The following is a 21,667-nucleotide window of genomic DNA, read 5'->3' as shown; positions in this document are numbered from 1 at the left end:
AACGCAGCGCGTATGTAACGGCGGCGCTACAATTCCCGTTAGTTCTAAACGTGTGAATAGTGCGGTCCCATCCGCGGGCCCATCCCTCGCTCTAGGCAAAAACAGAAAGAAGAAAAATGAACGTTTTCGATTCCATCCTCGTATCCATCAACGAAGTTCTGGGCCAGTTCCTGCACATGGGCTCCTCCATGTCCTCCAACGCTGCCCTGGCTCTCGGCCTGTTCTAAAATACCGAGCCCATAGCCCTGCACGACGTCGCGCGCTTGCCGACGTCACCGTGCAGGGCCTTTGTGCGTTTTACCCCCGAAGCGTGGGGTACACGGGCAAAAGAGTGTGACCCAATGCGCGACATGGAGGGGAAAGTTACGTATCCTGTAGGGCGTGACTAATGAACATTATGACGTAGTAGTACTCGGCGCGGGCCCTGGCGGCTACGTGGCCGCCATCCGTGCAGCTCAGCTTGGTAAGAAAGTTGCCGTAATCGAGAAGCAGTACTGGGGCGGTGTCTGCCTCAACGTAGGCTGCATCCCTTCCAAGGCACTGCTGAAGAACGCTGAGGTTGCCCACACCTTCAACCATGAAGCAAAGGACTTCGGCATCTCCGGCGATGTTTCCTTCGACTTCGGTGTAGCCCACAAGCGTTCCCGCAAGGTTTCCGCGGGCATCGTCAAGGGCGTTCATTACCTGATGAAGAAGAACAAGATCACCGAGATCAACGGCCTTGGCTCCTTCAAGGATGAGAAGACCATTGAAATCACTGACGGCGATGACAAGGGCAAGACCGTCACCTTCGATGACTGCATCATCGCCACCGGCTCCGTGGTCAAGTCCCTGCCGGGCGTAGAGCTCGGCGGCAATATCGTCTCCTATGAGGAGCAGATCCTCAACGATGAGGCCCCGAAGTCCATGGTCATCGTCGGCGCCGGCGCCATCGGTATGGAATTTGCTTATGTTCTGTCCAATTACGGCGTGGACGTCACCATCGTGGAGTTCATGGACCGCGTGCTGCCGAACGAGGACAAGGACGTCTCCAAGGCCATTGCTAAGGAGTACAAGAAGCTTGGCGTAAAGCTCCTGACCGGCTACAAGACCACCTCCGTCAAGGACAATGGCGATAATGTCACCGTTGAGGTCGAGTCCAAGGATGGCTCCAAGCAGGACACCCTCACCGTGGACCGCGCCATGATTTCCATCGGCTTCGCCCCACGTACCGAGGGCTTCGGCCTGGAGAACACCGGCGTTGAGCTCACCGAGCGCGGCGCCATCGCCATCGATGACACCATGCGCACCAACGTGGACCACATCTACGCCATCGGTGACGTCACCGCGAAGCTGCAGCTCGCACACGTTGCTGAGGCACAGGGCGTTGTCGCCGCAGAGACCATCGCCGGCGTGGAGACCCAGCTTCTGGGTGACTACATGAACATGCCGCGCGCTACCTTCTGCAACCCGCAGGTCGCTTCCTTCGGCTACACCGAAGAGGCCGCAAAGGAGAAGTTCGCGGACCGCGATATCAAGGTCGCTACCTTCCCGTTCTCCGCCAACGGCAAAGCTGCCGGTCTCAACGAGACCGCGGGCTTTGTCAAGCTCATTGCGGATGGCGAGTATGGCGAGCTCATCGGCGGCCACATGGTGGGCTCCAATGTCTCCGAGCTGCTGCCGGAGCTGACCCTGGCGCAACGCTTTGACCTCACCGCTGAGGAAATCGGCCGCAACGTCCACACCCACCCGACCCTCTCTGAGGCCATGAAGGAAGCTGCCGAGGGCATCGGCGGCCACATGATTAACCTCTAAGCAGGGGCGCTTGGCGACGTCGCCTTGAGCGCAACACCCACGGCACCGCGCCGTCCCCCGCCCACCAGGCAAAGGGACCGCGGTGCCGTTTTGTATGTCTACGCCCCCGAAAAGGCTCGTCGTGGTGATGCGTAACTAGTACGGTGCCACCGCTGAGCGGTGGGCATCGATGCTGATGACCTCGTTAATGGGTGGGAAGGCGCGCTGCGCACAATTCTCGCGCGGGCAGGTGCGGCAACCGGAGCCGATAGGGGTAGCAGAAGAGAGATCTTTGAGGTCGAGACCTTCTGCGTAGACGGTGCGGTCGGCGTGGCGAGCCTCGCAGCCCAGGCCAATGGCGAAAAGCTTATTGGTATCGCCAAAGCGGCCTTGATGGTGCTGTACCGCGCGGGAGATCCACAGGTAATTGCGGCCATCGGGCATCTGGGCCAACTGACGGGAAATAATGCCCGGCTGGGTGAAGGTCTCGTAGACATTCCACAGCGGGCAGGTGCCGCCATTATTGGAAAAGTGCACGCCGGTGGCGGATTGTCGCTTGGACATGTTTCCGGCGCGGTCGACGCGGACGAAGGTAAAAGGAATGCCGCGCAGGTTATCGCGCTGCAGGGTGGACAGCCGAGAGGCGACGGATTCATAGCCCACTCCGAAGACCTGGCAGAGGTATTCCACGTCGTAGCCGGAGCGTTCAGCCTCAGAATGTAGCAGGGTATAGGGCATCACGGTGGCGGCGGCGAAGTAGCTGGCCAATCCGCGTTGCGCTAGGTTACGCGAGGCATCCGAGGTAAACGGCTCATTTTTTACCAAAGATGCGATCTCCTCGCCAGCCTCGAGGAAGCTCAGCTCCGCGGCCATGCGGAAGGCGCGTTGCCCTTCGCTTAAGCGCGAGGCGAGCCGAAATTCGCAGGTCTCGCGGTCGAAGCTGTGCAGCGTGCCATCCATCTGTGAGGTGATGTGAATGTCTACGTTGTGGAGATCGCGCAGGCGCTGGGCTAGGGCATGTTCGGTGTCGCGGATGCCGAATTGGGTGACCGAGAGGGCGTCGGCAAGCTGCTCCGCATGGTGGTCCAGGCCGTCCAAGTAGTTCTGGCGGGCATAGAAGAAATCGCGCACCTCATCGTGCGGCATGGACAGTGCCTGGGTGGCCTCGGTGGTGCGGCGGGTATCGGTGGCGAGTGAGAGCTTATCGCGCACATTGCGGTAGCGGCGGTGGACATCCACCAGCGTGCGGGCGACGGTGGGGTGGTTATAGACCAGCTCGGAGAGCTCCTGCAGCTCGACGGGGGAGGGGCACAGCTCCTTGTCCTGGATGACGTCCTGGATCTCCGCGAGGAGGCGCGAGTCATCGTCGCGGGAGAAGAAGGTGGCGTCAACTCCGAAGACTTCGGTGATGCGAAGGAGGACCGGAACGGTAAGTGGCCGAACGTCGTGCTCGATCTGGTTGACGTAGCTGGCCGAAAGGCCCAGCGTGGCGGCTAAGGAAGCCTGGCTGAGATCGCGCTCACGGCGAAGTTGGCGAAGGCGGGATCCCACATACGTCTTACTCATGCCGGAAAGGTTACTGGGTGGCCTGCGGGTGTGCACCTTAATCGCAAAGATCTTGTGAAGAATATTCACCCTCCTGTGGGGAATATGTGGGTTTCATGCGAAAGTTTGACACATAAAGGGGTAAGGGGATCACTCCCGTAACACTGGGTGACCAAGTTCACAACTGGAGGAAGATTTACGCAACGTCAATATTGCGAAATTGCGAGCAGCCAAGGTAGTGACGTTTTGAATCCGGCCATCTAAGGCAACCCTTACCTAAAAGAATTCTGAGTTTAACCGTACCGCCGTACCGTTAGATGAAACGCCGCCGGAATTGACTGGTAACCAGCGGTTAAGCCCAGTTAAGGTGAGGACGACAATGGAGGTGTCATGACTTTAAGAAATCCCGACCGTGAGGCAGTAGCTCACGGCCACATTACTAACGAACCAATCCGCCAGAAGCCGGGAGTGCCCTCCTGGGTTCTGAAGCTCATCATGGCCGTCACCGGCCTGCTATTTGCACTTTTCGTCGTCGGCCACATGGCCGGCAACCTGAAGCTGTACTTGCCGGCTGAGGATGGCGACGAGGCTCTTGATGAATATGGTGCATTCCTGCGCTCCATGGGCGAGCCACTGTTCCCGCATGAGGGTGCGTTGTGGATCATCCGAGCAGTCCTGCTGGTTGCCATCATCGCCCACATCTATGGCGCGTTTGCTCTCACCGCACGTTCCAAGGCGTCCCGCGGCAAGTTCCGCCGTAGCAACCTGATGGGCGGCCTTGATTCCTTCGCCACCAAGTCCATGCTGGTTACCGGCATCGTTTTGCTGCTGTTCATCATCTTCCACTTGCTGGACCTGACCTTGGGCGTACAGCCCATCGCCCCAGGTGACTTTGTGGAGGGTGCGGTGAAGGCCAATATGATCGCAACCTTTAGCCGCTGGCCGGTCACCATCGTGTATGTGATCGCCATGTGCTTCCTGTTCCTGCACCTCACCCACGGCATTCGCCTCGCCGCTTCTGACCTGGGTATTACCGGTGCGAAGTGGCGTCAGACCTTCCTGATCCTGGCGTACGTCATCCCGGCCGTTGTCTGCATCGGCAACATCGTTATGCCTTTGTCCGTTGCCCTGGGCTTGGTCAGCTAAAGGAGTTAGAAACCCATGACTAATACTGAACTCAAGCGCGAGCACCCCAAGTTCTCGCATCCGCAGTCCATCGTTCCGGGCGTATCTGCCGGCAACATTCTGGAATCCAATGAGCCGCACGGCGTGCCAATGAAGGATATGTGGTCCCACCAAAAGGACCACATGCAGTTGGTTTCCCCGCTGAACCGCCGCAAGTTTGAGGTCCTCGTGGTTGGTACCGGCCTGTCCGCCGGCGCCGCTGCGGCCGCACTGGGCGAGCTGGGCTACAAGGTAAAGGTATTTACCTACCACGACTCCCCGCGCCGCGCGCACTCCATCGCCGCGCAGGGTGGTGTCAACGCTTCCCGTGCCAAGAAGGTGGACAATGACTCCGCCTACCGCCACACCAAGGACACCGTCAAGGGCGGCGACTACCGTTGCCGCGAGTCCGATTGCTGGCGTTTGGCCAACGAATCCGTTCGCGTTATTGACCACATGAATGCCATCGGTGCACCATTCGCTCGCGAATACGGCGGCACCCTGGCTACCCGTTCCTTCGGTGGTGTGCAGGTCTCCCGTACCTACTACACCCGTGGCCAAACAGGCCAGCAGCTGCAGCTGTCCACCACCTCGGCGCTCTACCGCCAGATTGGCCTGGGCAACGTAGAACTCTTTGCCCACAATGACCTGCAGGACATCATCGTCTACAACGACAATGGCAAGAAGCGCGCTGGCGGCATCGTTACCCGCAACCTGATCACCGGTGAGCTCAAGGCCTTCACCGGCCACGCAGTCGTGCTGGGTACCGGCGGCTACGGCAACGTCTACCACATGTCCACCCTGGCTAAGAACTCCAATGCCAGCGCCATGATGCGTGCGTACGACAGCGGTGCTTACCTGGCTTCCCCAGCCTTCGTGCAGTTCCACCCGACGGGCCTGCCGGTCAACTCCGATTGGCAGTCCAAGACCATCCTGATGTCGGAGTCCCTGCGTAACGACGGCCGCATTTGGTCCCCGAAGAAGGAGGGCGACGACCGCGACCCGAATACCATTCCGGAGGAAGAGCGCGACTACTTCCTGGAGCGCCGCTACCCGGCATTCGGCAACCTGGTTCCGCGTGACGTTGCTTCCCGTGCCATCTCCCAGCAGATTAACGCTGGCCTGGGCGTTGGCCCGCTGCACAACTCGGTGTACCTGGACTTCCGCGACGCCATCGAGCGCCTGGGCAAGGACAAGATCCGCGAGCGCTACTCCAACCTCATCGAGATGTACGAAGAGGCCATTGGCGAGTCCGCCTACGAGACTCCGATGCGTATCGCTCCGACTTGCCACTTCACCATGGGTGGCCTGTGGACCGACTTCAATGAGATGACCTCCATCGACGGCCTCTTTGCTGCCGGTGAGTGCTCCTGGACCTACCACGGTGCTAACCGCCTGGGTGCTAACTCCCTGCTTTCGGCTTCCGTTGACGGCTGGTTCACCTTGCCGTTTACCATCCCGAACTACCTGGCCGACCACCTCAACGAGGAGAAGCTGGCCGAGGATTCCCCAGAGGCACAGGCAACCCTGGCCCAGTCCCAAGAGCGCATCGACCGCCTCATGGGCGTGCGCGGCGAGAACCCGCACGGTCCTTCCTACTACCACCGCCAGCTAGGCGACATCCTGTACCACGGCTGCGGTGTGTCCCGTAACGTGGAAGACCTCAAGGAAGCCATCACCAAGATCCGTGAGCTGCGCGAGGACTTCTGGGCTAATGTCCGCATCCCGGGCGAGGCCAACGACATGAACCAGGTGCTGGAATACGGCCTGCGCGTTGCCGACTACCTGGATCTGGGCGAGCTCATGTGTGTTGACGCTCTGGACCGCGACGAGTCCTGTGGCGCGCACTTCCGCGAGGATCACCTCACCGAGGACGGCGAGGCAGAACGCGACGACGAGAACTGGTGCTTCGTTTCCGCCTGGGAGCCGGGCGCTAATAAGAACGAGTTCATCCGCCACGCTGAGCCGCTGTACTTTGATTCGATCCCGCTGATGACAAGGAACTACAAGTAATGAAACTGACACTTGAGATCTGGCGTCAAGCCGGACCGACCCAAGAAGGCCACTTCGAGACCGTCCAGGTGGATGACGCCTCTGAGCAGATGTCCATCCTGGAGCTGCTTGATCACGTCAACGAGGGCTACATTGAGCGCGGCGAGGAGCCCTTCGCCTTCGCCTCTGACTGCCGTGAGGGCATCTGTGGTACCTGTGGTCTGACCGTCAACGGCCGTCCACACGGCCCTGGCCAGAACACCCCGGCCTGCCAGCAGCGCCTGTTCAACTTCACCGATGGACAGACCGTCAAGCTGGAGCCTTTCCGCTCCGCTGCCTACCCGGTTATCAAGGACATGGTTGTTGACCGCGCGGCACTGGATCACGTGATGGAGCAGGGCGGCTACGTCTCCATGGACGCTGGTACCGCTCCGGATGCGGATACCATGCACATCAACCACGAGACCTCCGAGTACTCGCTGGACCACGCCGCCTGCATTGGCTGCGGCGCCTGTGTTGCCGCCTGCCCGAATGGTGCTGCACACCTGTTTACCGGTGCGAAGCTGGTACACCTCTCCCTCATGCCGCTGGGCAAGGAAGAGCGTGGTCGCCGTGCCCGCAACATGGTCGACGACCTGGAAGCCAACTTCGGCCACTGCTCCCTCTATGGTGAGTGCGCCGATGTGTGCCCGGCCGGCGTTCCGCTGACCGCAGTGTCCGCGGTTACCCGCGAACGTGCACGTGCTGCTTTCCGTGGCAAGGACGACTAAGCTAAGGTTATTCCGTAGGAATACTAGGAACGAGAGAAAGACAGAAAGACTCCGCCATGAGCGATAACACCCACGCAGTCGCTGACTACACCAGCGAGACCTACCCGGAGTTCTCCGGAAAGATTCAGGACACCTACATTGAGGGCTACGACCCGGTATCCTTCGGTGCTCCTCACTCTTCCCTTCTGCGCACCTCCACCTGGGTGGGCATGGGTCTGATTCTGTCTTGCCTCCCGGCCGCCGGAATCCTCATCTGGGGCCTTGGCGTATGGGACACCCCGCTGGGCACCGCCGGCGAGGGCGACTACACCCTGACCACCATCATCGGCATTATCTCCCTGGTGGTTGTGGCTATCGCCGCATTCAGCACCGTCCACTACGGCCGCCGCTACTACCGCAAGTACCGCAAGGAAACCGGCCGAGCTAACTAAGGCGCATGCTGTAACAGGCAATGCCTAAGTTTCTGTACTGACTCGACGTCACCCCCGTCTCCACCGCATGCGAATCATGCAAGGAGGCGGGGGTTGTTGCTGCTTGGGCTACGAGAGGCTTCATCGAAGCGTTGCTGGAAGCACTGCTTGCCGACGCCTCCTTCCTCACCCCTCCTGCATCAGCTCCAGAGACTCCGGTTAACCAAAGACTGCAGCTATAGCAGGAAGAGCTATTCAGCGTTTACTTTCTGGTTATACAGCTCGAATAGAGATGAAACGATGAAAGTTTCCTTCTCGTCCCAGGTAAGGTTATCGAGTACCCACCCATAGGCTCGCTCCACAGCTTTATCCAAAGCTTGGTGTTCCGCGGTCAGTTCTGTGTATTTGTTTCGTTGTCTGGGTCGTCGAGATTCGCGAGGGAGACATCTGGGTAAGTCTTGCGCGCATCTAGCAGCCGCTGAGCTGCGGCTTCAATCCTCTCTCGTGGCCTAGGTAAGTGGCACCTAGGAACAGAAAGTTGTTATAGACGGTGGTATTGGTGTAGCAGTACCTTAGCTCGATTATTCCTGCTACGTGCGCATCCACGTATTGTGGGTTTTAAGGCATCAGAATGCTAAAAAGTATTAAAGAATTGGTCAGAATGAAGAAGCGTTTGTCACTGGGGATGATGCCATCAGACACTCTCGACGGTCAGCCTGCACTGCGTGTTCACGCCGGTGGGTCTGTACCATCACAGCGAACTCTCCGGGGTCGATCTCGTAGGCATCGGTGACGGATTTGTGCTTGTTGTTGTCGACTTCATGCCTTAAGGAGACCTTCCTGGCATTCTCCGTTCTCCTCATTCACGGGGTTTCGAAGACCTGCGTTTTAGCGTTCAGATCACAAGTGAGAACCGTCCAGAACAGGACATTGGCGAGCCCTCACCCGCCACACCGCGAAGGGGTGGAGGATGGAGCGACCCCGCCGAACGTTCTAGGAACACGTCTCACCAGTGAAATTGTTGGTCTACAACTACAACCAGAATTCGCAGTGGAGATCGCCCATCCGCCAGACGGACCCCGGACACTGGTCCGAGGTTGAGGGCGAGAAGCAACGTTGGCCACCGTAAGAAGCGCGCTCTCACCCGTTAGGCAAGGCACAGGCCGAAACCGAACGGGATCACGCGCGGCTACTTGCCGCGCTTGGGCGGCTTGGCTTGCACCAACGCCGGGGCAGCCACCGACTTCGTCTTGGCCGAGGTACGGAAGTCACGCAGCAGTGCGGATGCCTCCTTAGCGACCGGTCGAGACGTCTGCTTCGTGTTCCGTGTACCCATGTCCCTATTCGCTTCCTGTCATATTTCGCTCCGACACGGTTACGCGTTCGTGAAGATGAACGCGAGAAGAGTGAAGCGTTCTTGTAAGATCGAAAAATATAGGTCGCTGTTCGCCCTTGTGGTTCTAGGTTCCCCAATGGCGTTTTGCTGATCGGCTAGGCAGCGATGGGCAGCTATGGTTCGCGATGGAGAGGCGGTGTAGTGAAGTACAAGTCAAGCTTCCACGCCATCTTGGTGACGGTGCGCCCGCTGATGAAAGGAACCCGTAACCTAGGCCAGTTCACCGCTGATCTCATCGACATGGGACTCGTGCCATTCGACGGCGACAACGGGGAGAAGACCGCGCTTGATATCCGCAGTCGAGCGACGTGGAAGGGGTACACCACCGAGGCTTACCAGCTGCCTGAGTCGTTAGCTAGCGAGCAAGCTGGACGATGGGATCAGTACCGGTTCGCGACCAACGCCTCCCAAGTATACGAAGAGTCGGCGTTCAACGACTTGGCCTACCGGCTCCGCGACCTTGGTCAAACGATCCAACAGATGGATCTTGGGCAGGTGCCGTTGCTGGAGCAAGAGCAGCCCCTCGCCGCAGAAGCCGAGTGCATCGCCCGGCACATCAGCGGCGAGCTGGAGACACAACTGCAAGCCCTCTCATCGTCGCTCGCCGGCCACAACGCGATTATCGCGATGCAGGTGGAAAGAGAACAACACCTCGAACGCAAACAAACTATCGAAGATGAGCTCCAAGAACGCAAGAACCGCACATTCCCCAAAGACAACTTTAACCCGCTGGACGAATATCCGAAAACGTTCTGGCCGCAGATTGGCGCCAACGTGCTTGATGTCCTCGGGGCCTGCGCTTTCCCAGACTCAAAGACGCCCGGTTCTCGCGCGAACTATTCGATGCTGTCGTTAACGGCAAAACCAAAGCGAAAGAGGGACAGCGCTACCGGTCGTTCGTCAACACCGCCGTCATGCTCGCTCTACGGGAATACCTCGCCTCCGAGGACGCCACACACAACCCCGGCCTGCTCATCATCCACACCCCGCTACTGGGGCCCGACAATCTGCAACTCGGCCCCGAGCTGCAAGAAACCCGCGAAACCATCCCGGCTGCTTTCTATGACTACCGCGCCCTCGCAAAAGACGGCGGGAAAATGATCATCGCTGACAACACCAAGTTCATGTTTGGCATAGAACCACTCAAGAACCGATGCAAACTTATCGTATTCACGAAACGTGGAGGAGAAAGACGTTACGGTTTACCGCTCGATGCCCAGGAAAGAGAACTCATCGATCTGGAGGAAACAGATGACAACTAATCGTACCTTTAGTTACAAGCCCCTCTGGAAACTCCTCATCGACCGCGACATGAACAAAACCCAACTTCAAGAACGTGCAGGCATCAGCCCAGCCACACTGTCCAAACTCGGCCGAGGCGGTAACGTCACCACTGACGTCCTCTCCCGCATATGCGAAGCACTCGACTGCGACATCATCGACATCTGCGAAGTTGTGAAAGACGAGGAATCGGCTCAGTGACTTTTCCACCCGCAATCGACTACCGACAGCTTTTAATGCGCGTCAGCAAGTTCGATGTGGTCGCGAACCTGATTGGGCATGTATGCCGGTTCAGTCCGACACCATTGCACGAGCAAACCCTAGAATCAAATAGCGGCCTCATTGGTCTAGTCGGGAGAATGCGATGAGAACTCCTGATGTCAGCGAACAAGTTCTATATGTGCATCATTCAAAGCTGCTCGAAATGCTTCTATTTGATCGGACCACACGACGAAATATCCTTTGGGCAACAGATGACTACACAACGGTCAGTCCTGCTCACCAAGCGCGATGTGAGATTACACCTATGGCCATTACTGGAGAGTTCGCTGGGATTATTGCGCCTCGCACAACCAAAAGCCGCGAACTTCAGACCGGTCGTACAAAAGACAAAGCTGAGGTTTTCACTCCGGCTTGGTTGTGCAATGAACAAAATAACCTCATTGACGAGGCCTGGTTCGGGCACAAGAGCGTGTTTAACACGCCATCCAGGCACGGATGGCGCACCAACCGAAGCCGGATTACTTTCGCTAAACATGGCGCTCGTAGGTGGCAAAAGTACGTTGACGAAAAGCGACTGGAGGTGACCTGCGGAGAGGCTCCCTATCTGGTAAGCCGGTATGACGCAACTACGGGCGAGCGCATTGCTCTTAAACGCCGTATCGGACTGCTTGACCGCAAGATGCGTGTCGTATCCGAAAACACCAACAGTGAACGGGACTGGTTGAAATGGGCTGAACGGGCGTTCCAAAGCGTATACGGCTTTGAATTCCAAGGCGACAACTTGTTACTCGCCCGTGAGAACTTGCTCGCGTCTTATGGCGATTACATGAGGGCGGCGCTGCACCGAAGCCCAACTGTGGGTGAGCTAGTGCGAATCGCTCGAATTATTTCATGGAATCTGTGGCAGATGGACGGGCTGACCGGAACGATCCCATTCAAAGAGGCGCCTCAACCCACCGGGATGTTTGCTCTGTTTCCAGAAGCAAACGACAACGTCGGACCGCTGTGCCGCATCCACGACTGGCGCGCGAAAAAGACAATCACCTTCGTCTCACTCGAATCAGGAAGAAACCAATTATGACTGATAACTCCGCTGTCCTTGACCAGATCATCGTCGGTCGCGTGACCCCACACATTTATGCGTTCACCACAAACACAGTGCCGTCCTACCTCAAGGTCGGCGACACGTATCGGCCTGTTGATACTCGGTTACGTGAGTGGGAGCGGCACTTCCCAGCGCTCAACAAGGAATATGAGGCACCGGCCACCATCAATGGTGATGTCTATTTCCGTGACTTTGCAGTGCATCGCTTCTTGGAAGAATCCCGGAAACGGCTTCGGCTAACGGCAAAGGAGCTATCGGCCGGGGTGTACTACAGCCGTGAATTCTTCAAAGACGCGAACATTGATGACGTGAAGGATGCTATCAGCGACATCCACCACGACTTTGAACGTAACAGCGGGCGTTATGATTTTTATGACGTACAAAGTCAATTGCCGCAACCCTTCCACTTCGCACGTGGAGCGGAGTGGACCCTGAGACCGAATCAGCAGGAAGCAGTCGACAACTTTGTTCGCGCAGTTGATGCCGGGCGAACGAACCTTCTCATGTACGCGGTCATGCGGTTTGGAAAATCGTTTACCGCCCTGAGCTGTGCGAACGCGATTGACGCAAAGACGGTCCTCATCGTGTCTGCGAAAGCTGACGTGCGCTCGGAGTGGAAGAAGGCCGTCGAGAGCGCCGGGAATTTTAAGAACTGGGTTTTCATCGACCAATGTGATCTTACCCGCGATGAGCATATCCTTGATAAAGCCCGCGAGGCTGACCACACGACCGCAATTTTTCTTACGCTACAGGATCTGCAAGGCAGACAGCTCAAGGAGAAGCACCGGCAAGTGTTTGCGAGTAAACTCGACCTTTTGATTGTGGACGAGACGCACTTCGGAGCGAGGGCGGAAGAGTACGGTCGTGTCCTTCGGGACGCTGGGCAGCCGATGGATCCGGTTGCGGCTCAACGACGTGACCATGATGATAAGGTCGATATCGAAAACGTGGACCTTCAACTCAAGCAACTCAACCCCAGAATACGTCTACATCTCTCGGGTACCCCATACCGAATCTTAATGGGCAGTGAATTTGAGCCCGAAGACATTGTCTCCTTTGTTCAATTCTCCGATATCGTCCGTGAGCAGGAAGCCTGGGACGCCGCACATCTTGACGACGACGACACCGAAGAGTGGGACAACCCGTATTTCGGTTTCCCTCAGATGGTGCGTTTCGCCTTCAACCCCAATGAATCATCTCGCAGGAGGATGACTGAGCTTCGTAAGTCTGGTGTCTCGTTCGCCTTCTCGGCGCTGTTCGAGCCGATATCAATTAAGCAAGACCCCGTAGCCAATCTCCATCGCGAATTTAAACACGAGCCGGAAATCCTAGATCTGTTGCGGGTTATCGACGGCTCAAAACAAGACGAGAACCTCTTGGGCTTCTTGGACTACAGTAAGATCAAAGCAGGCCAGATGTGCCGCCACATGGTGATGGTTCTGCCATATTGCGCTTCCTGCGACGCGATGGAGCAACTCATCAACGACCACAAGGATGAGTTCAAGAACCTTGGCAGCTACAAGATCATCAACATCTCTGGCGTGGAGGGTGCTAAGGCGTACAAGACACCAGAGGACATAAAGTCAGCTATCGCGGATGCTGAAGACGAAAATCGAAAGACGCTCACGCTAACAGTGAACCGCATGCTGACAGGCAGCACCGTTAAGCAATGGGACACCATGCTTTTCCTGAAAGACACCGCCTCGCCGCAAGAATATGACCAAGCTATATTCCGGTTACAAAATCAGTACATTCGCACTCTTGTGTCCTCAGAGGGCGAGACGATCAAGGAAAACCTGAAACCGCAGACGCTTCTAGTTGATTTCGATCCAGGCCGCATGTTCCACATGCAGGAACAAAAATCACTGATCTACAATGTCAACACCGAACACAGCGGAAACGACAAACTCGAGGAACGCCTCCAAGAAGAGCTCCGAATTTCCCCGATCATTACGATCAATCACAACAAAATTCATCAAGTTGAGGCCGTCAACATCCTTGATGCTGTCAGTGCCTATAACAACAACCGCTCTATCGCCGACGAAGCGCAAGACATTCCAGTGGACCTTGGACTACTCGACAACGGAACAATCCGTCGAGTAATCGAGGCTCAAGCAGAAATCGGTTCACGCCAAGGGCTGTCAATCAACCCCGTCGAAGGAGAAGAAGATGAGATTGACATAGATGATGAAGAGAAGGACGGCAAAGAGAAGGGCAGCGACAAGGAATCCGACAAACCCACGTCAGATTCGAAGGAGAACGAACTCCGCAGCTTGGAGAAGCGACTGCAGACTTATTACCAGCGCATACTCTTTTTCGCCATGCTTACGAACAGCGAAGTCCGATCTTTGTCGGATGTGATCGACGTCATGGGCGTGGGAGATAATGTGCGTTTGGCAGCCAATGTTGGCCTTGACACCGGTGTGCTCTGGGAAATGATGGATGCCTTCGACCCGTTCAAACTCAATACCCTAGACTATAAAATTCAGAACATCTCTCACCTCGGCAGAGATGAATCACTACCACCGATTGAACGAGCTACCCGAGCCTTAGCCAAGTTCAGCCGAATTTCTGATTCAGAAATCAGGACGCCGCAATGGCTTTGCGACGACATGATCGCTCTTATTCCTGGAGGCAGGTTGAGGGATGCGGTCACGAGTGGTCACAAAGTACTGGATATTGCTAGCAAGTCCGGAGAATTCGCCGTTGCGCTTTACCAACGACTAACCGAAGAGTTGCATGTACCGAAGGATATAGCCCGGAAGGCTATCTTCTCGATACCGACGTCGACTATTGCTTACGAATTCACCAGGCGCTTCTACGAGATCCTCGGGCTTGATGTTTGCAATATCTCCCGCGAATTCAATGCTTACGATCTCCTACCAGGCGAGCGAGTTACCAAAGCGGACAGGCGTACCTTTGCGCAAAAATTGAGGAAGGAATGGAACTTTAGCAATATATCCGTTGCTGACCCTGAAAAAGGAGGCGAACCAGTGAGATTTGCAGCAGTAGTTGGAAATCCGCCATACCATAAGGCCGACAATGACAGTGGTAAAGGAAGCGCGCAGCCAATTTACAACCACTTTGTCAACCTGGGGCTGGAACTCAACCCATCCTTCTTGACCTTGATCACACCGTCAGTGTGGTTTGTTGGCGGAAAAGGTCTGGATACTTTCCGTCGGGAAATGACCGCCAATAGACATCTTGTCTCGCTAACCCATTTTTCAACGTCGCAGGACGTCTTCCCGCAAGTTAATCTGCGCGGCGGCGTTAGCTATTTCTTGATTGACGCCGATGTTGACAACTCGACGTCCGGGATACATGTTTCGATAATAAAAGATGGCGAGATTTCAAGTTCGGGCACACAGAAAGCGCGCGTTCCTGGTCTTGAGTACTTTATTCCCGATAGTGTTGCTGTCAATCTTCTGTCGCGACTCATTGACTCTGGCCACATCGTACTCGACGAGTCCTCGCCGCTTATGTTTGCGAGCGCAGTATCTCCACGTAATCCTTACGGCCTGACAACAACGTTCCCTGAATCAGCCGAATTCCACGATTCTAGCGAGCTACTTGAAGATTCTGTCAAGATCTATGCGAGTCGCAATCGTATTGGGTATGCAGAGCGCAAGACATTGTCCCCCAAGCATTTGAGTTGGATAGATCGGTGGAAAGTGCTGACGCCATTCGCAAATAATCTCGGAACCAACTTACCTGACGACAATTTCAACACAATTATCGGCGAACCTGGTTCCGTTTCCACCGAAACATTCTTGGTGATTGGTGCAGATCTCGACTTGAGGCGAGCCGAGTGCCATAACGTCGAGCGTTACATGCGAACGAAATTCGTGCGTTTTCTCATTAGCCTTGCGAAGGCTAACCAAAACGGCACCCGCAAGACATATAAGTTCGTTCCAATGCAAGATTTTACCGGTAGTTCTTCGATTGACTGGAATGTCCCTGTGGCGGATATCGATCTTCAGTTGTTCGAACTCTACGGATTGTCGACTGAAGAGAGGCAACATATCAGTAGCTCCATCAAGGATATGGACTGAAGCGTGCGTCTTGCACACAGCACGCGATGACCCTCCGTGTGCGAGACACGCTCACGCCTATACCGCTGCCGACCCTTACGCTCCAAGGGGGGATCGGTCCGAATGTCACGAGTAAGTTCCTGTCGGCCGCCTGAGCGTTTTCAAACACCACCTCAACCACCGGGGAAGCGTACGAACTCCTTAGTCAGAGTATATTTACGTGGTTCACTCTGTCTTTTCAAACTCGACGTCTTTGATTCAAGAAACTGTAATTCCATAATTTCGGCCTGAAGTGCCAAAGCGCCTCCCGATCATCGTAAGCATTCTCAAAGCGCGTACGCAGATCGTTCAGGCAAACCAGCACTAGGGATATTTGGATCTTCGTGGTGAAGGAGATAAGTCTTACCGTGCAGAGCGCGCTGGGTATAAACGCGCAGTTCCACAGCGCCTACTTCCACGAGTTTTTTCAGAGATTGCAGGGTTTCGCGGTTTGTAGCAGTCGGGATGCCACGGGCAAGCTGTGCTCGCATATGAGCTTTGAGCGTCTCTCGTATCTTTGGAGCCTGTTCGCGGAGAGACAAGGTTTCATCCTCGTTTGGAGAAATTTGCGACCTGAGCTGGTCAATCATCTCCTCGTGCTGAGAGGGGAGAACCATACCCACTAGGATTCGGACGATAGGCCCATCAACATCCCCTGTTTCAAAGCTTTCACGTACTAAGGGGTCAATCGATGACCAGCCACGAAGGCTAAAATATCCCGTTGCAATATCAATTCGGTGATATGACGGAAAGAACTTTCGAAGACCGAAGCTAAGTTTTATTTCAGGGGGTTTGATTGTCGTAGATAGAAGGCACGAAACCGGTTTACGTATAGGTAGCTATGCGCAAAGACTATTCACCGGAAAGCATTGGAAACGAAAGGTGACCTTCGAATAGAGAGCAGGGTTCGTTGGGCCATAGGTTTAACTCCTTAACGGAATGGGTCGAGTGGTTTAGCGAGTGTTTTAGGACGCACTAGTGTTAGAGAACGAAGCTCGAAAGCACCTGCACCATCCCAAGGAGAACTCATGACCCACCGCGCGGACGAAGGCCTCGAATCGGCAACCGCTTCGGCACCGGTACCGGCAACCGCACCGGCAACGTCGGGTGCTGCTCCCGTTCCGCAGGCCGGCAACCAGGAGGCTCGGCGGGCGGATCTGCGGCGGTGGAAGGCGATTGCGCTGTCGTTCCTGATTGGTGCGGCGGTGATCTTTTTGGGGTGTTCGTGGTGGCAGGCGTCGGAAAGCGGGGCACCTGTGTGGGTGGGCTACGTGCGTGCAGCGGCCGAAGCCGGCATGGTGGGTGGCCTTGCGGACTGGTTTGCGGTGACCGCGCTCTTTCGCCGGCCCTTGGGGCTTCCCATTCCCCACACCGCACTGATTCCGAATAACAAGGACCGCGTGGGCGATGCCCTGAGTGACTTCGTGGAGGAGAACTTTCTCACCGCGGATGCGCTGAGTGCCAAGGTGCGCGAAGCAGAGCTACCGCTATGGCTGGCGCGCCAGGGGGTAGAACCCGGCAAGGCGGAGGAGGTCTCCGCGTGGATTGGTGAGCGTGCGGCCAGCGTGGTGTCGGATCTGGATGCGGAAGAGGCAGAGCACTTCATCCGCACCCAGGTCATGGACCGCCTGGCCGAGCCCGAGTGGGGCCCGCCGCTGGGCAGGCTGCTGGAGGGCTATATTGCAGACGGCAAGGCGCGCCCCTTGGAGGATGACCTCATCGACTGGGCACACAGCAAGATTCTCAGCATGGAGTCCACCGTGGTCACCGCCATCGATGAGCGTATGCCCGGCTGGGCGCCGCGCTTTGCCCGCGAGATGGTGGGGGAGAAGGTCTATACCGAGCTCGTAGAATTCGCCGATGAGGTCCGCCGCAACGGCAACCACGAGGCCCGCCTAGCTATTCGCCGCAACCTGTCCAAGCTCGCCTCCGATCTGCAGTGGGATGAGGACATGCGCGGACGCATCGAGGGCATTAAGCAAGAGATGCTCGCCTCTGACCAAGCGCAGCAGGCGCCGGCAGCCATGTGGCGCACGGTCTCCACCACGCTGATTGACCAGCTTATGGACCCCGAGTCCTTCCTGCGCCAAAAGATTACGGCCAAGGTCAAGGAGCTGGCGCACCGCCTGCTGGAGGACTCCGAATTTTTAGCCCAGGCCAATGCCCTGGTGGACAAGGCCGCGCGCTATGCCGTGGAGAAATTCGCCCCGGAAATCATCGCGATTATCCCCGAGACCATCAAGCGCTGGGATGCGGAGGAAGCCTCCCAGAATATCGAGCTCATGGTGGGCAAGGACCTACAATTTATTCGTTTGAACGGCACCGTCGTCGGTTCCCTGGCAGGATTGGTGATATTCGCAGTCAATCACCTTATCTTTGGCGCTTAGACAAAAGGAGTAATGAACAATGAGCGATAATAAGAAGATTTTTGATTCCCTGAAGGATGCTGGCAGCGCTGCCTTTGACGTAGCCAAGGACTTCGGCGGTCGCCTGCAGGAGGAGCGCGCCCAGCACGCTCAAGGCGCGGAGGCCAAAAGCCCCTATGGCGCCTCCGGCAAGGAGGGCTTGGTGGATAAGGCCACTGCCACCGCGAAGGAGCTCGGTGCCACTGTGAAGAAGGCCGCCGATGGCACCCGTGAGTCCGCTGCTTTCGACGCCGCTAAGGGCAAGTTCTCCACCGCCTATAACGAGACCCGCGAGGGTGTCATGGATGCCTATAATTCCGCTCAGGCCCGCCGCGCGGAAAAGAAGAATGCGGCGCGCCCTGGCCAGGATTCGGCTCCTTCGCAGGGCGATAATATTATCGATGGCGAAGTAATCGACACCGACGACCCACAGAATTAACCTGCATGAATTCACTTTTTGAAATTGCGTACTACTTGGATGCCTATATTTTGCGCATCCTCGCCCTGACCGCCATTGTCGGCGCGGTCCTCGCCGCCACCACGCGCGAGGATGCCTTCCGAGCCGGCGACCGTCAAGGTAAGTGGGTGTGGGTAGGCCTGCTGGCCGGCTCCGCGGTAGCGATGGCCACCGGCTTGGCTTTTCTGTCTTGGATCGGCGCGGTCATTACCGGCGTGTACTGGTTTGATGTGCGCCCGCAGCTCAAGGCCATTATCAACGGCGACTACAGCTACTAATGCTTAATTTGCTTGACGCCCCGGCCGCGACGGTCAAGGAGCGCGCCGCCGATAACACCGTCCTTGTCTCCCCGCACCATGTTTCCCTTGCCGCAGGCGCGGGCGCGGCCGATATTATTTCTGTCGCGGGGTATCCCACCGGCCGCCACCACACTCTCATCAAGGCCTCCGAGGCGCGCCTGGCCATCCAATCGGGCGCCAGCGAGGTGTGGGTCAGCCTCGATGCGAGCGTAGCGGATGCCAATGCCGTGCTCTCCGAGCTCATTGCCATCCGCGAGGCCTGCCCGGATCCGGCCCGCTTGGGCCTCATCGTGCCGGACGCTCCGCTTGCCGACGCCACCCTTAAAGCCGCCCATCAAGCCGGCTACCAGCGCCTCATTGTGCGCAGCCGCAAGGCCGCGGATTACGCGGAATCCGCGGCCGGTGAAGAAGGCAAGAAAAAAGGACCGGAGTTGGCCGCTGCCACACTTCCGGTCCTCGAGTTTCCCGCTCCCGCGGTTTAGGCGGCTTTCTCCTGCGCGTCCTGCTGCGGCGCGCCATTGCCCGTGGCGCCGCCCTAGCCCGCGGAGTCACCGCCGCCGGCGAACTTATCCATGTCGTTCATCGGAACATCGGTGCCGGTAATGGTGAGCTTGAGCTCGCCATCGAGTACCTCTACGGAATCCACGTTCATGTCAGAACCCACGAACTGATCCGACATGCCATTTTGCAGGGCGGAGGAGATAGCTTCGGTGGCCTGATCCGGCAGCTCGAGGCCGAAGATGGAGGCCTCGGTGGCGCGGATATCGAGCTTTCCATCGTGGGCGGTGGGCTCCAGCGAGAGGTTGGCAAGGCCGCCGGCAAATTTCACGTCTAGCACGTGGTCTTGCTCATTGGCGTTAATCTCCGTGACCACCATATTGCCCACCTTCTCGCTGCCGGCCTGCTCGGAAATGCCTTTTTGGAAGGAAGCCAGCAGGTAGTCATCAGGCACGGTGGTGGAAGCGCGCAGCTTGCCGGCCACCGGATTCTCCTGGTCGGTGCTCATATCTTCTACGTGGATCTCGGAGGCAGGCTGGCCCTTGATATCAGTGCCATCGATTTGCAGGGTGGACGGCGTGGTCATATCCATCTGGGAAATGGAGCCCTTAAATAGCCCGACGAGCAGCGGGCTGCCGCCAAAGCTGACGGAGGGATCTTCTTTGACCTGGATACCTTCTTCCTCGGCAGCCTGGTTAAATTGCGAGGTCATCTGGTGACCGATGAACCAGCGCAGGCCGAACTCGGCCAAGAGGATGAGCACGAGTAGTGCCACGAGGATGCCAATGATGATTTTCCAGGCGAGTGAACCCGCCGATTTCTTCGAAGCCATGCGTACCAGTGTGGCGCATGAGACGGCGCGGGGCAAAGTTTGCGGGAGTTCTCGGGCACATTGCTAGGCACTTCACAGCTGCCCCAGCTGCCATCATCGCGCGGAGCGGTTAGTCCCGTGGCGCGACGGACTCCCAGTCCACGGTCAGCACATTATCGCGCAGGCGCCGACGGATGGTGTGGATAGTAAAGGGGGCGTCGGCAAGCGTGGCTCGTGCCATGCGCCAACGCACGCGCGGGCCGTAGGGCGCCCACCCCGCCGCGTGGTCCCAGGCCTCGTCGGCGGCCTTAAGCAGCTCGTGGATGGGCTCGCCGGGAACGTTGCGGTGAATGAGGATTTTGGGCAGGCGCTCGGCGATGTCTGAGGGCCGCGCCACATCGAACGGGTCCCACGCCAGGGTGAGAGTCCGTGGGCCGTGGGCATCCAGCAGCAACCAGGCCGCGCGCCGGCCCAGCTCATCGCAGGTGCCCTCCACAAAGAAGCCACCGGGGGCAAGCCGAGAACACACCGTCTGCCAGGCCTCCTGGACCTGGTCCACGTCGTATTGGCGTAGCACATTGAATGCGCGCACCAGCTGTGGCCGGTAGCCGGCCAGTTCAAAGCCGCCAAGTTCGAAGCGCACGCCGTCGCGCGGTGGCAGGATCCGGTCCGGGTGGATTTCGAGCCCGCGGACGTCTACCTGCGGATTCGCCCGGCGCAGCCACCCTGCCCATTCCACGGTGGTGGCGTGCGAGGCCCCGTAGCCTACGTCGAGCGCGAGCGGCTTTTCCACGTGCCGCAGCAGCGTGGAAATCTCCGGATGCGCGAGCATCCATCTATCGCAGCGGCGCAGGCGATTGTGATTGGTGGTGCCGCGGGTAATAACGCCAAAAGGCCGACCCGCAGCTGCGCTAGCGCGCAGATTATGTGCGTGGTCGGCCATAGATTTCGGTGCTGTAGAACTTAGGCGTTCTCAGAGATCCACTGCTCGGTGAGCTTGCCTTCGTTATCGAAGAGCTCAGCCAGGGATTCGCCCACCTTCGGCTCGATGGCGGCGCCCATCATCGGGATATTGACGGAAATCTCGTTGACGTAGGACAGCTTGGTCATCTCGCCCTCGCCAGCCAGGGAGATATCGCCCTTGAAGTCCACCGGGGTGCCCTTGACATCTGCGGTGTAGTTAACGTCAGCGGCTTCACCGTTGAGCTCGCCGACGGTGACCACGCGCTTGACCTTGAGGTCTTGGGAGACCATGGCGCGCACTGCCTCTGGCAGCAGGGTGGTCGGCAGAACCTCGAAAAGGGTAGCAACATTATCGCTGAAGTCGTGCACCTGACCCGCCTCAGGGGAGAGGTTGGCCACGATGAACTCCCAGTATTCCTTTGTGAGCAGCGCCTTGTGCACCTTTTCGATGGGCTGATTGATGGTTACGGTGTTTTCACTACGGGTTGACATGCTTAACAGACTAC

Annotated in this window: 20 protein-coding genes and 1 pseudogene; 14 read left to right on the top strand and 7 right to left on the bottom strand. The window is 57.3% G+C overall.

Annotated features, from left to right (window positions below; all coding sequences use genetic code 11):
• Positions 1–381 precede the first annotated feature (381 nt).
• The gene (gene lpdA / locus QP904_RS04620) at positions 382–1,794 is read left to right on the top strand and encodes a dihydrolipoyl dehydrogenase (RefSeq protein WP_023027802.1); all 1,413 of its coding nucleotides are present in this window, start codon (positions 382–384) and stop codon (positions 1,792–1,794) included.
• Positions 1,795–1,929: 135 nt separating this feature from the next.
• Here lpdA and ramB read toward each other — a convergent pair whose 3' ends face one another.
• Positions 1,930–3,339 carry an acetate metabolism transcriptional regulator RamB gene (ramB, locus tag QP904_RS04615; RefSeq protein ID WP_284835611.1) on the bottom strand — a complete coding sequence of 470 codons (1,410 nt, stop codon included), beginning with the start codon at positions 3,337–3,339 and terminating at the stop codon, positions 1,930–1,932.
• A gap of 369 nt (positions 3,340–3,708) precedes the next feature.
• On the opposite strand from ramB, the gene QP904_RS04610 reads away from it, so the two are divergent.
• From QP904_RS04610 to QP904_RS04595, 4 genes are read left to right on the top strand one after another with little or no spacing between them, the layout of a single operon-like run.
• Positions 3,709–4,464, top strand: a complete 756-nt coding sequence (locus QP904_RS04610; RefSeq protein ID WP_284835610.1) for a succinate dehydrogenase cytochrome b subunit — start codon at positions 3,709–3,711, stop codon at positions 4,462–4,464.
• 15 nt (positions 4,465–4,479) lie between these two features.
• Complete coding sequence (locus tag QP904_RS04605; protein ID WP_200288333.1) at positions 4,480–6,495, top strand: fumarate reductase/succinate dehydrogenase flavoprotein subunit; 2,016 nt, start codon at positions 4,480–4,482, stop codon at positions 6,493–6,495.
• The gene (locus QP904_RS04600) at positions 6,495–7,244 is read left to right on the top strand and encodes a succinate dehydrogenase/fumarate reductase iron-sulfur subunit (protein WP_284835609.1); all 750 of its coding nucleotides are present in this window, start codon (positions 6,495–6,497) and stop codon (positions 7,242–7,244) included. Before QP904_RS04605 ends, QP904_RS04600 begins: the two co-directional genes overlap by 1 nt.
• A gap of 56 nt (positions 7,245–7,300) precedes the next feature.
• Positions 7,301–7,675, top strand: a complete 375-nt coding sequence (locus QP904_RS04595) for a hypothetical protein (RefSeq protein ID WP_284835608.1) — start codon at positions 7,301–7,303, stop codon at positions 7,673–7,675.
• A gap of 370 nt (positions 7,676–8,045) precedes the next feature.
• Here the strand turns inward: QP904_RS04595 and QP904_RS11800 are convergent.
• Positions 8,046–8,153: pseudogene (locus tag QP904_RS11800) on the bottom strand (hypothetical protein); the annotation flags it as partial.
• Between the two features lie 690 nt (positions 8,154–8,843).
• A complete protein-coding gene (locus tag QP904_RS04590) occupies positions 8,844–8,990 on the bottom strand; it encodes a hypothetical protein (protein WP_284835607.1) in 147 nt (48 codons plus the stop codon).
• Between the two features lie 201 nt (positions 8,991–9,191).
• Between QP904_RS04590 and QP904_RS04585 the strand changes: the two genes are divergently transcribed.
• The 5 genes from QP904_RS04585 to QP904_RS04565 all read left to right on the top strand — a co-directional run bounded on the left by QP904_RS04585 (position 9,192) and on the right by QP904_RS04565 (position 15,710).
• The gene (locus QP904_RS04585; RefSeq protein ID WP_284835606.1) at positions 9,192–10,151 is read left to right on the top strand and encodes a hypothetical protein; all 960 of its coding nucleotides are present in this window, start codon (positions 9,192–9,194) and stop codon (positions 10,149–10,151) included.
• A complete protein-coding gene (locus QP904_RS04580) occupies positions 10,148–10,312 on the top strand; it encodes a hypothetical protein (protein WP_284835605.1) in 165 nt (54 codons plus the stop codon). The genes QP904_RS04585 and QP904_RS04580 overlap by 4 nt, the downstream gene beginning before the upstream one ends.
• Positions 10,302–10,532, top strand: coding sequence for a helix-turn-helix domain-containing protein (locus QP904_RS04575; RefSeq protein WP_284835604.1), 231 nt, complete (start codon positions 10,302–10,304; stop codon positions 10,530–10,532). The genes QP904_RS04580 and QP904_RS04575 overlap by 11 nt, the downstream gene beginning before the upstream one ends.
• A gap of 163 nt (positions 10,533–10,695) precedes the next feature.
• A complete protein-coding gene (locus QP904_RS04570) occupies positions 10,696–11,634 on the top strand; it encodes a hypothetical protein (RefSeq protein ID WP_284835603.1) in 939 nt (312 codons plus the stop codon).
• Positions 11,631–15,710 (top strand): Eco57I restriction-modification methylase domain-containing protein, encoded by a 4,080-nt coding sequence (locus QP904_RS04565; protein ID WP_284835602.1) that lies wholly within the window; start codon positions 11,631–11,633, stop codon positions 15,708–15,710. Before QP904_RS04570 ends, QP904_RS04565 begins: the two co-directional genes overlap by 4 nt.
• 305 nt (positions 15,711–16,015) lie before the next feature.
• On the opposite strand, the gene QP904_RS04560 is transcribed toward QP904_RS04565, so the two are convergent.
• Positions 16,016–16,318, bottom strand: coding sequence for a phospholipase D-like domain-containing protein (locus tag QP904_RS04560; protein ID WP_284835601.1), 303 nt, complete (start codon positions 16,316–16,318; stop codon positions 16,016–16,018).
• 438 nt (positions 16,319–16,756) lie between these two features.
• On the opposite strand from QP904_RS04560, the gene QP904_RS04555 reads away from it, so the two are divergent.
• The 4 genes from QP904_RS04555 to QP904_RS04540 are packed head-to-tail and all read left to right on the top strand — an operon-like array spanning position 16,757 to position 19,371.
• Positions 16,757–18,115 (top strand): DUF445 domain-containing protein, encoded by a 1,359-nt coding sequence (locus QP904_RS04555; RefSeq protein ID WP_284835600.1) that lies wholly within the window; start codon positions 16,757–16,759, stop codon positions 18,113–18,115.
• Between the two features lie 19 nt (positions 18,116–18,134).
• Complete coding sequence (locus QP904_RS04550; protein WP_284835599.1) at positions 18,135–18,572, top strand: CGLAU_01105 family protein; 438 nt, start codon at positions 18,135–18,137, stop codon at positions 18,570–18,572.
• 5 nt (positions 18,573–18,577) lie between these two features.
• Positions 18,578–18,868 (top strand): DUF2516 family protein, encoded by a 291-nt coding sequence (locus tag QP904_RS04545; RefSeq protein WP_248099221.1) that lies wholly within the window; start codon positions 18,578–18,580, stop codon positions 18,866–18,868.
• Positions 18,868–19,371 carry a beta/alpha barrel domain-containing protein gene (locus QP904_RS04540; protein ID WP_248099219.1) on the top strand — a complete coding sequence of 168 codons (504 nt, stop codon included), beginning with the start codon at positions 18,868–18,870 and terminating at the stop codon, positions 19,369–19,371. The genes QP904_RS04545 and QP904_RS04540 overlap by 1 nt, the downstream gene beginning before the upstream one ends.
• Positions 19,372–19,424: 53 nt before the next feature.
• Here QP904_RS04540 and QP904_RS04535 read toward each other — a convergent pair whose 3' ends face one another.
• From QP904_RS04535 to QP904_RS04525, 3 genes are all read right to left on the bottom strand, one after another.
• Positions 19,425–20,219, bottom strand: a complete 795-nt coding sequence (locus QP904_RS04535) for an LmeA family phospholipid-binding protein (RefSeq protein ID WP_284835598.1) — start codon at positions 20,217–20,219, stop codon at positions 19,425–19,427.
• A 109-nt stretch (positions 20,220–20,328) separates the two neighbouring features.
• Complete coding sequence (locus tag QP904_RS04530) at positions 20,329–21,141, bottom strand: class I SAM-dependent methyltransferase (RefSeq protein ID WP_239208717.1); 813 nt, start codon at positions 21,139–21,141, stop codon at positions 20,329–20,331.
• 20 nt (positions 21,142–21,161) lie between these two features.
• Positions 21,162–21,653 carry a DUF2505 domain-containing protein gene (locus tag QP904_RS04525; protein WP_200288327.1) on the bottom strand — a complete coding sequence of 164 codons (492 nt, stop codon included), beginning with the start codon at positions 21,651–21,653 and terminating at the stop codon, positions 21,162–21,164.
• Positions 21,654–21,667: the final 14 nt, after the last annotated feature.

This window comes from Corynebacterium nasorum, assembly GCF_030229765.1.
Taxonomy (GTDB): domain Bacteria; phylum Actinomycetota; class Actinomycetes; order Mycobacteriales; family Mycobacteriaceae; genus Corynebacterium; species Corynebacterium kefirresidentii.
The sequence above is the reverse complement of the archived record's forward strand: the minus strand, read 5'-3'. Positions and strand labels throughout refer to the sequence as shown.

Bases quoted from the DNA above. Each gene is read 5' to 3' on its own strand.
- ramB (WP_284835611.1), bottom strand. From the start codon at position 3,339: ATGAGTAAGACGTATGTGGGATCCCGCCTTCGCCAACTTCGCCGTGAG.
- QP904_RS04610 (WP_284835610.1), top strand. From the start codon at position 3,709: ATGACTTTAAGAAATCCCGACCGTGAGGCAGTAGCTCACGGCCACATT.
- QP904_RS04605 (WP_200288333.1), top strand. From the start codon at position 4,480: ATGACTAATACTGAACTCAAGCGCGAGCACCCCAAGTTCTCGCATCCG.
- QP904_RS04600 (WP_284835609.1), top strand. From the start codon at position 6,495: ATGAAACTGACACTTGAGATCTGGCGTCAAGCCGGACCGACCCAAGAA.
- QP904_RS04595 (WP_284835608.1), top strand. From the start codon at position 7,301: ATGAGCGATAACACCCACGCAGTCGCTGACTACACCAGCGAGACCTAC.
- QP904_RS04590 (WP_284835607.1), bottom strand. From the start codon at position 8,990: ATGGGTACACGGAACACGAAGCAGACGTCTCGACCGGTCGCTAAGGAG.
- QP904_RS04580 (WP_284835605.1), top strand. From the start codon at position 10,148: ATGATCATCGCTGACAACACCAAGTTCATGTTTGGCATAGAACCACTC.
- QP904_RS04575 (WP_284835604.1), top strand. From the start codon at position 10,302: ATGACAACTAATCGTACCTTTAGTTACAAGCCCCTCTGGAAACTCCTC.
- QP904_RS04570 (WP_284835603.1), top strand. From the start codon at position 10,696: ATGAGAACTCCTGATGTCAGCGAACAAGTTCTATATGTGCATCATTCA.
- QP904_RS04565 (WP_284835602.1), top strand. From the start codon at position 11,631: ATGACTGATAACTCCGCTGTCCTTGACCAGATCATCGTCGGTCGCGTG.
- QP904_RS04560 (WP_284835601.1), bottom strand. From the start codon at position 16,318: ATGATTGACCAGCTCAGGTCGCAAATTTCTCCAAACGAGGATGAAACC.
- QP904_RS04555 (WP_284835600.1), top strand. From the start codon at position 16,757: ATGACCCACCGCGCGGACGAAGGCCTCGAATCGGCAACCGCTTCGGCA.
- QP904_RS04550 (WP_284835599.1), top strand. From the start codon at position 18,135: ATGAGCGATAATAAGAAGATTTTTGATTCCCTGAAGGATGCTGGCAGC.
- QP904_RS04545 (WP_248099221.1), top strand. From the start codon at position 18,578: ATGAATTCACTTTTTGAAATTGCGTACTACTTGGATGCCTATATTTTG.
- QP904_RS04540 (WP_248099219.1), top strand. From the start codon at position 18,868: ATGCTTAATTTGCTTGACGCCCCGGCCGCGACGGTCAAGGAGCGCGCC.
- QP904_RS04535 (WP_284835598.1), bottom strand. From the start codon at position 20,219: ATGGCTTCGAAGAAATCGGCGGGTTCACTCGCCTGGAAAATCATCATT.
- QP904_RS04530 (WP_239208717.1), bottom strand. From the start codon at position 21,141: ATGGCCGACCACGCACATAATCTGCGCGCTAGCGCAGCTGCGGGTCGG.
- QP904_RS04525 (WP_200288327.1), bottom strand. From the start codon at position 21,653: ATGTCAACCCGTAGTGAAAACACCGTAACCATCAATCAGCCCATCGAA.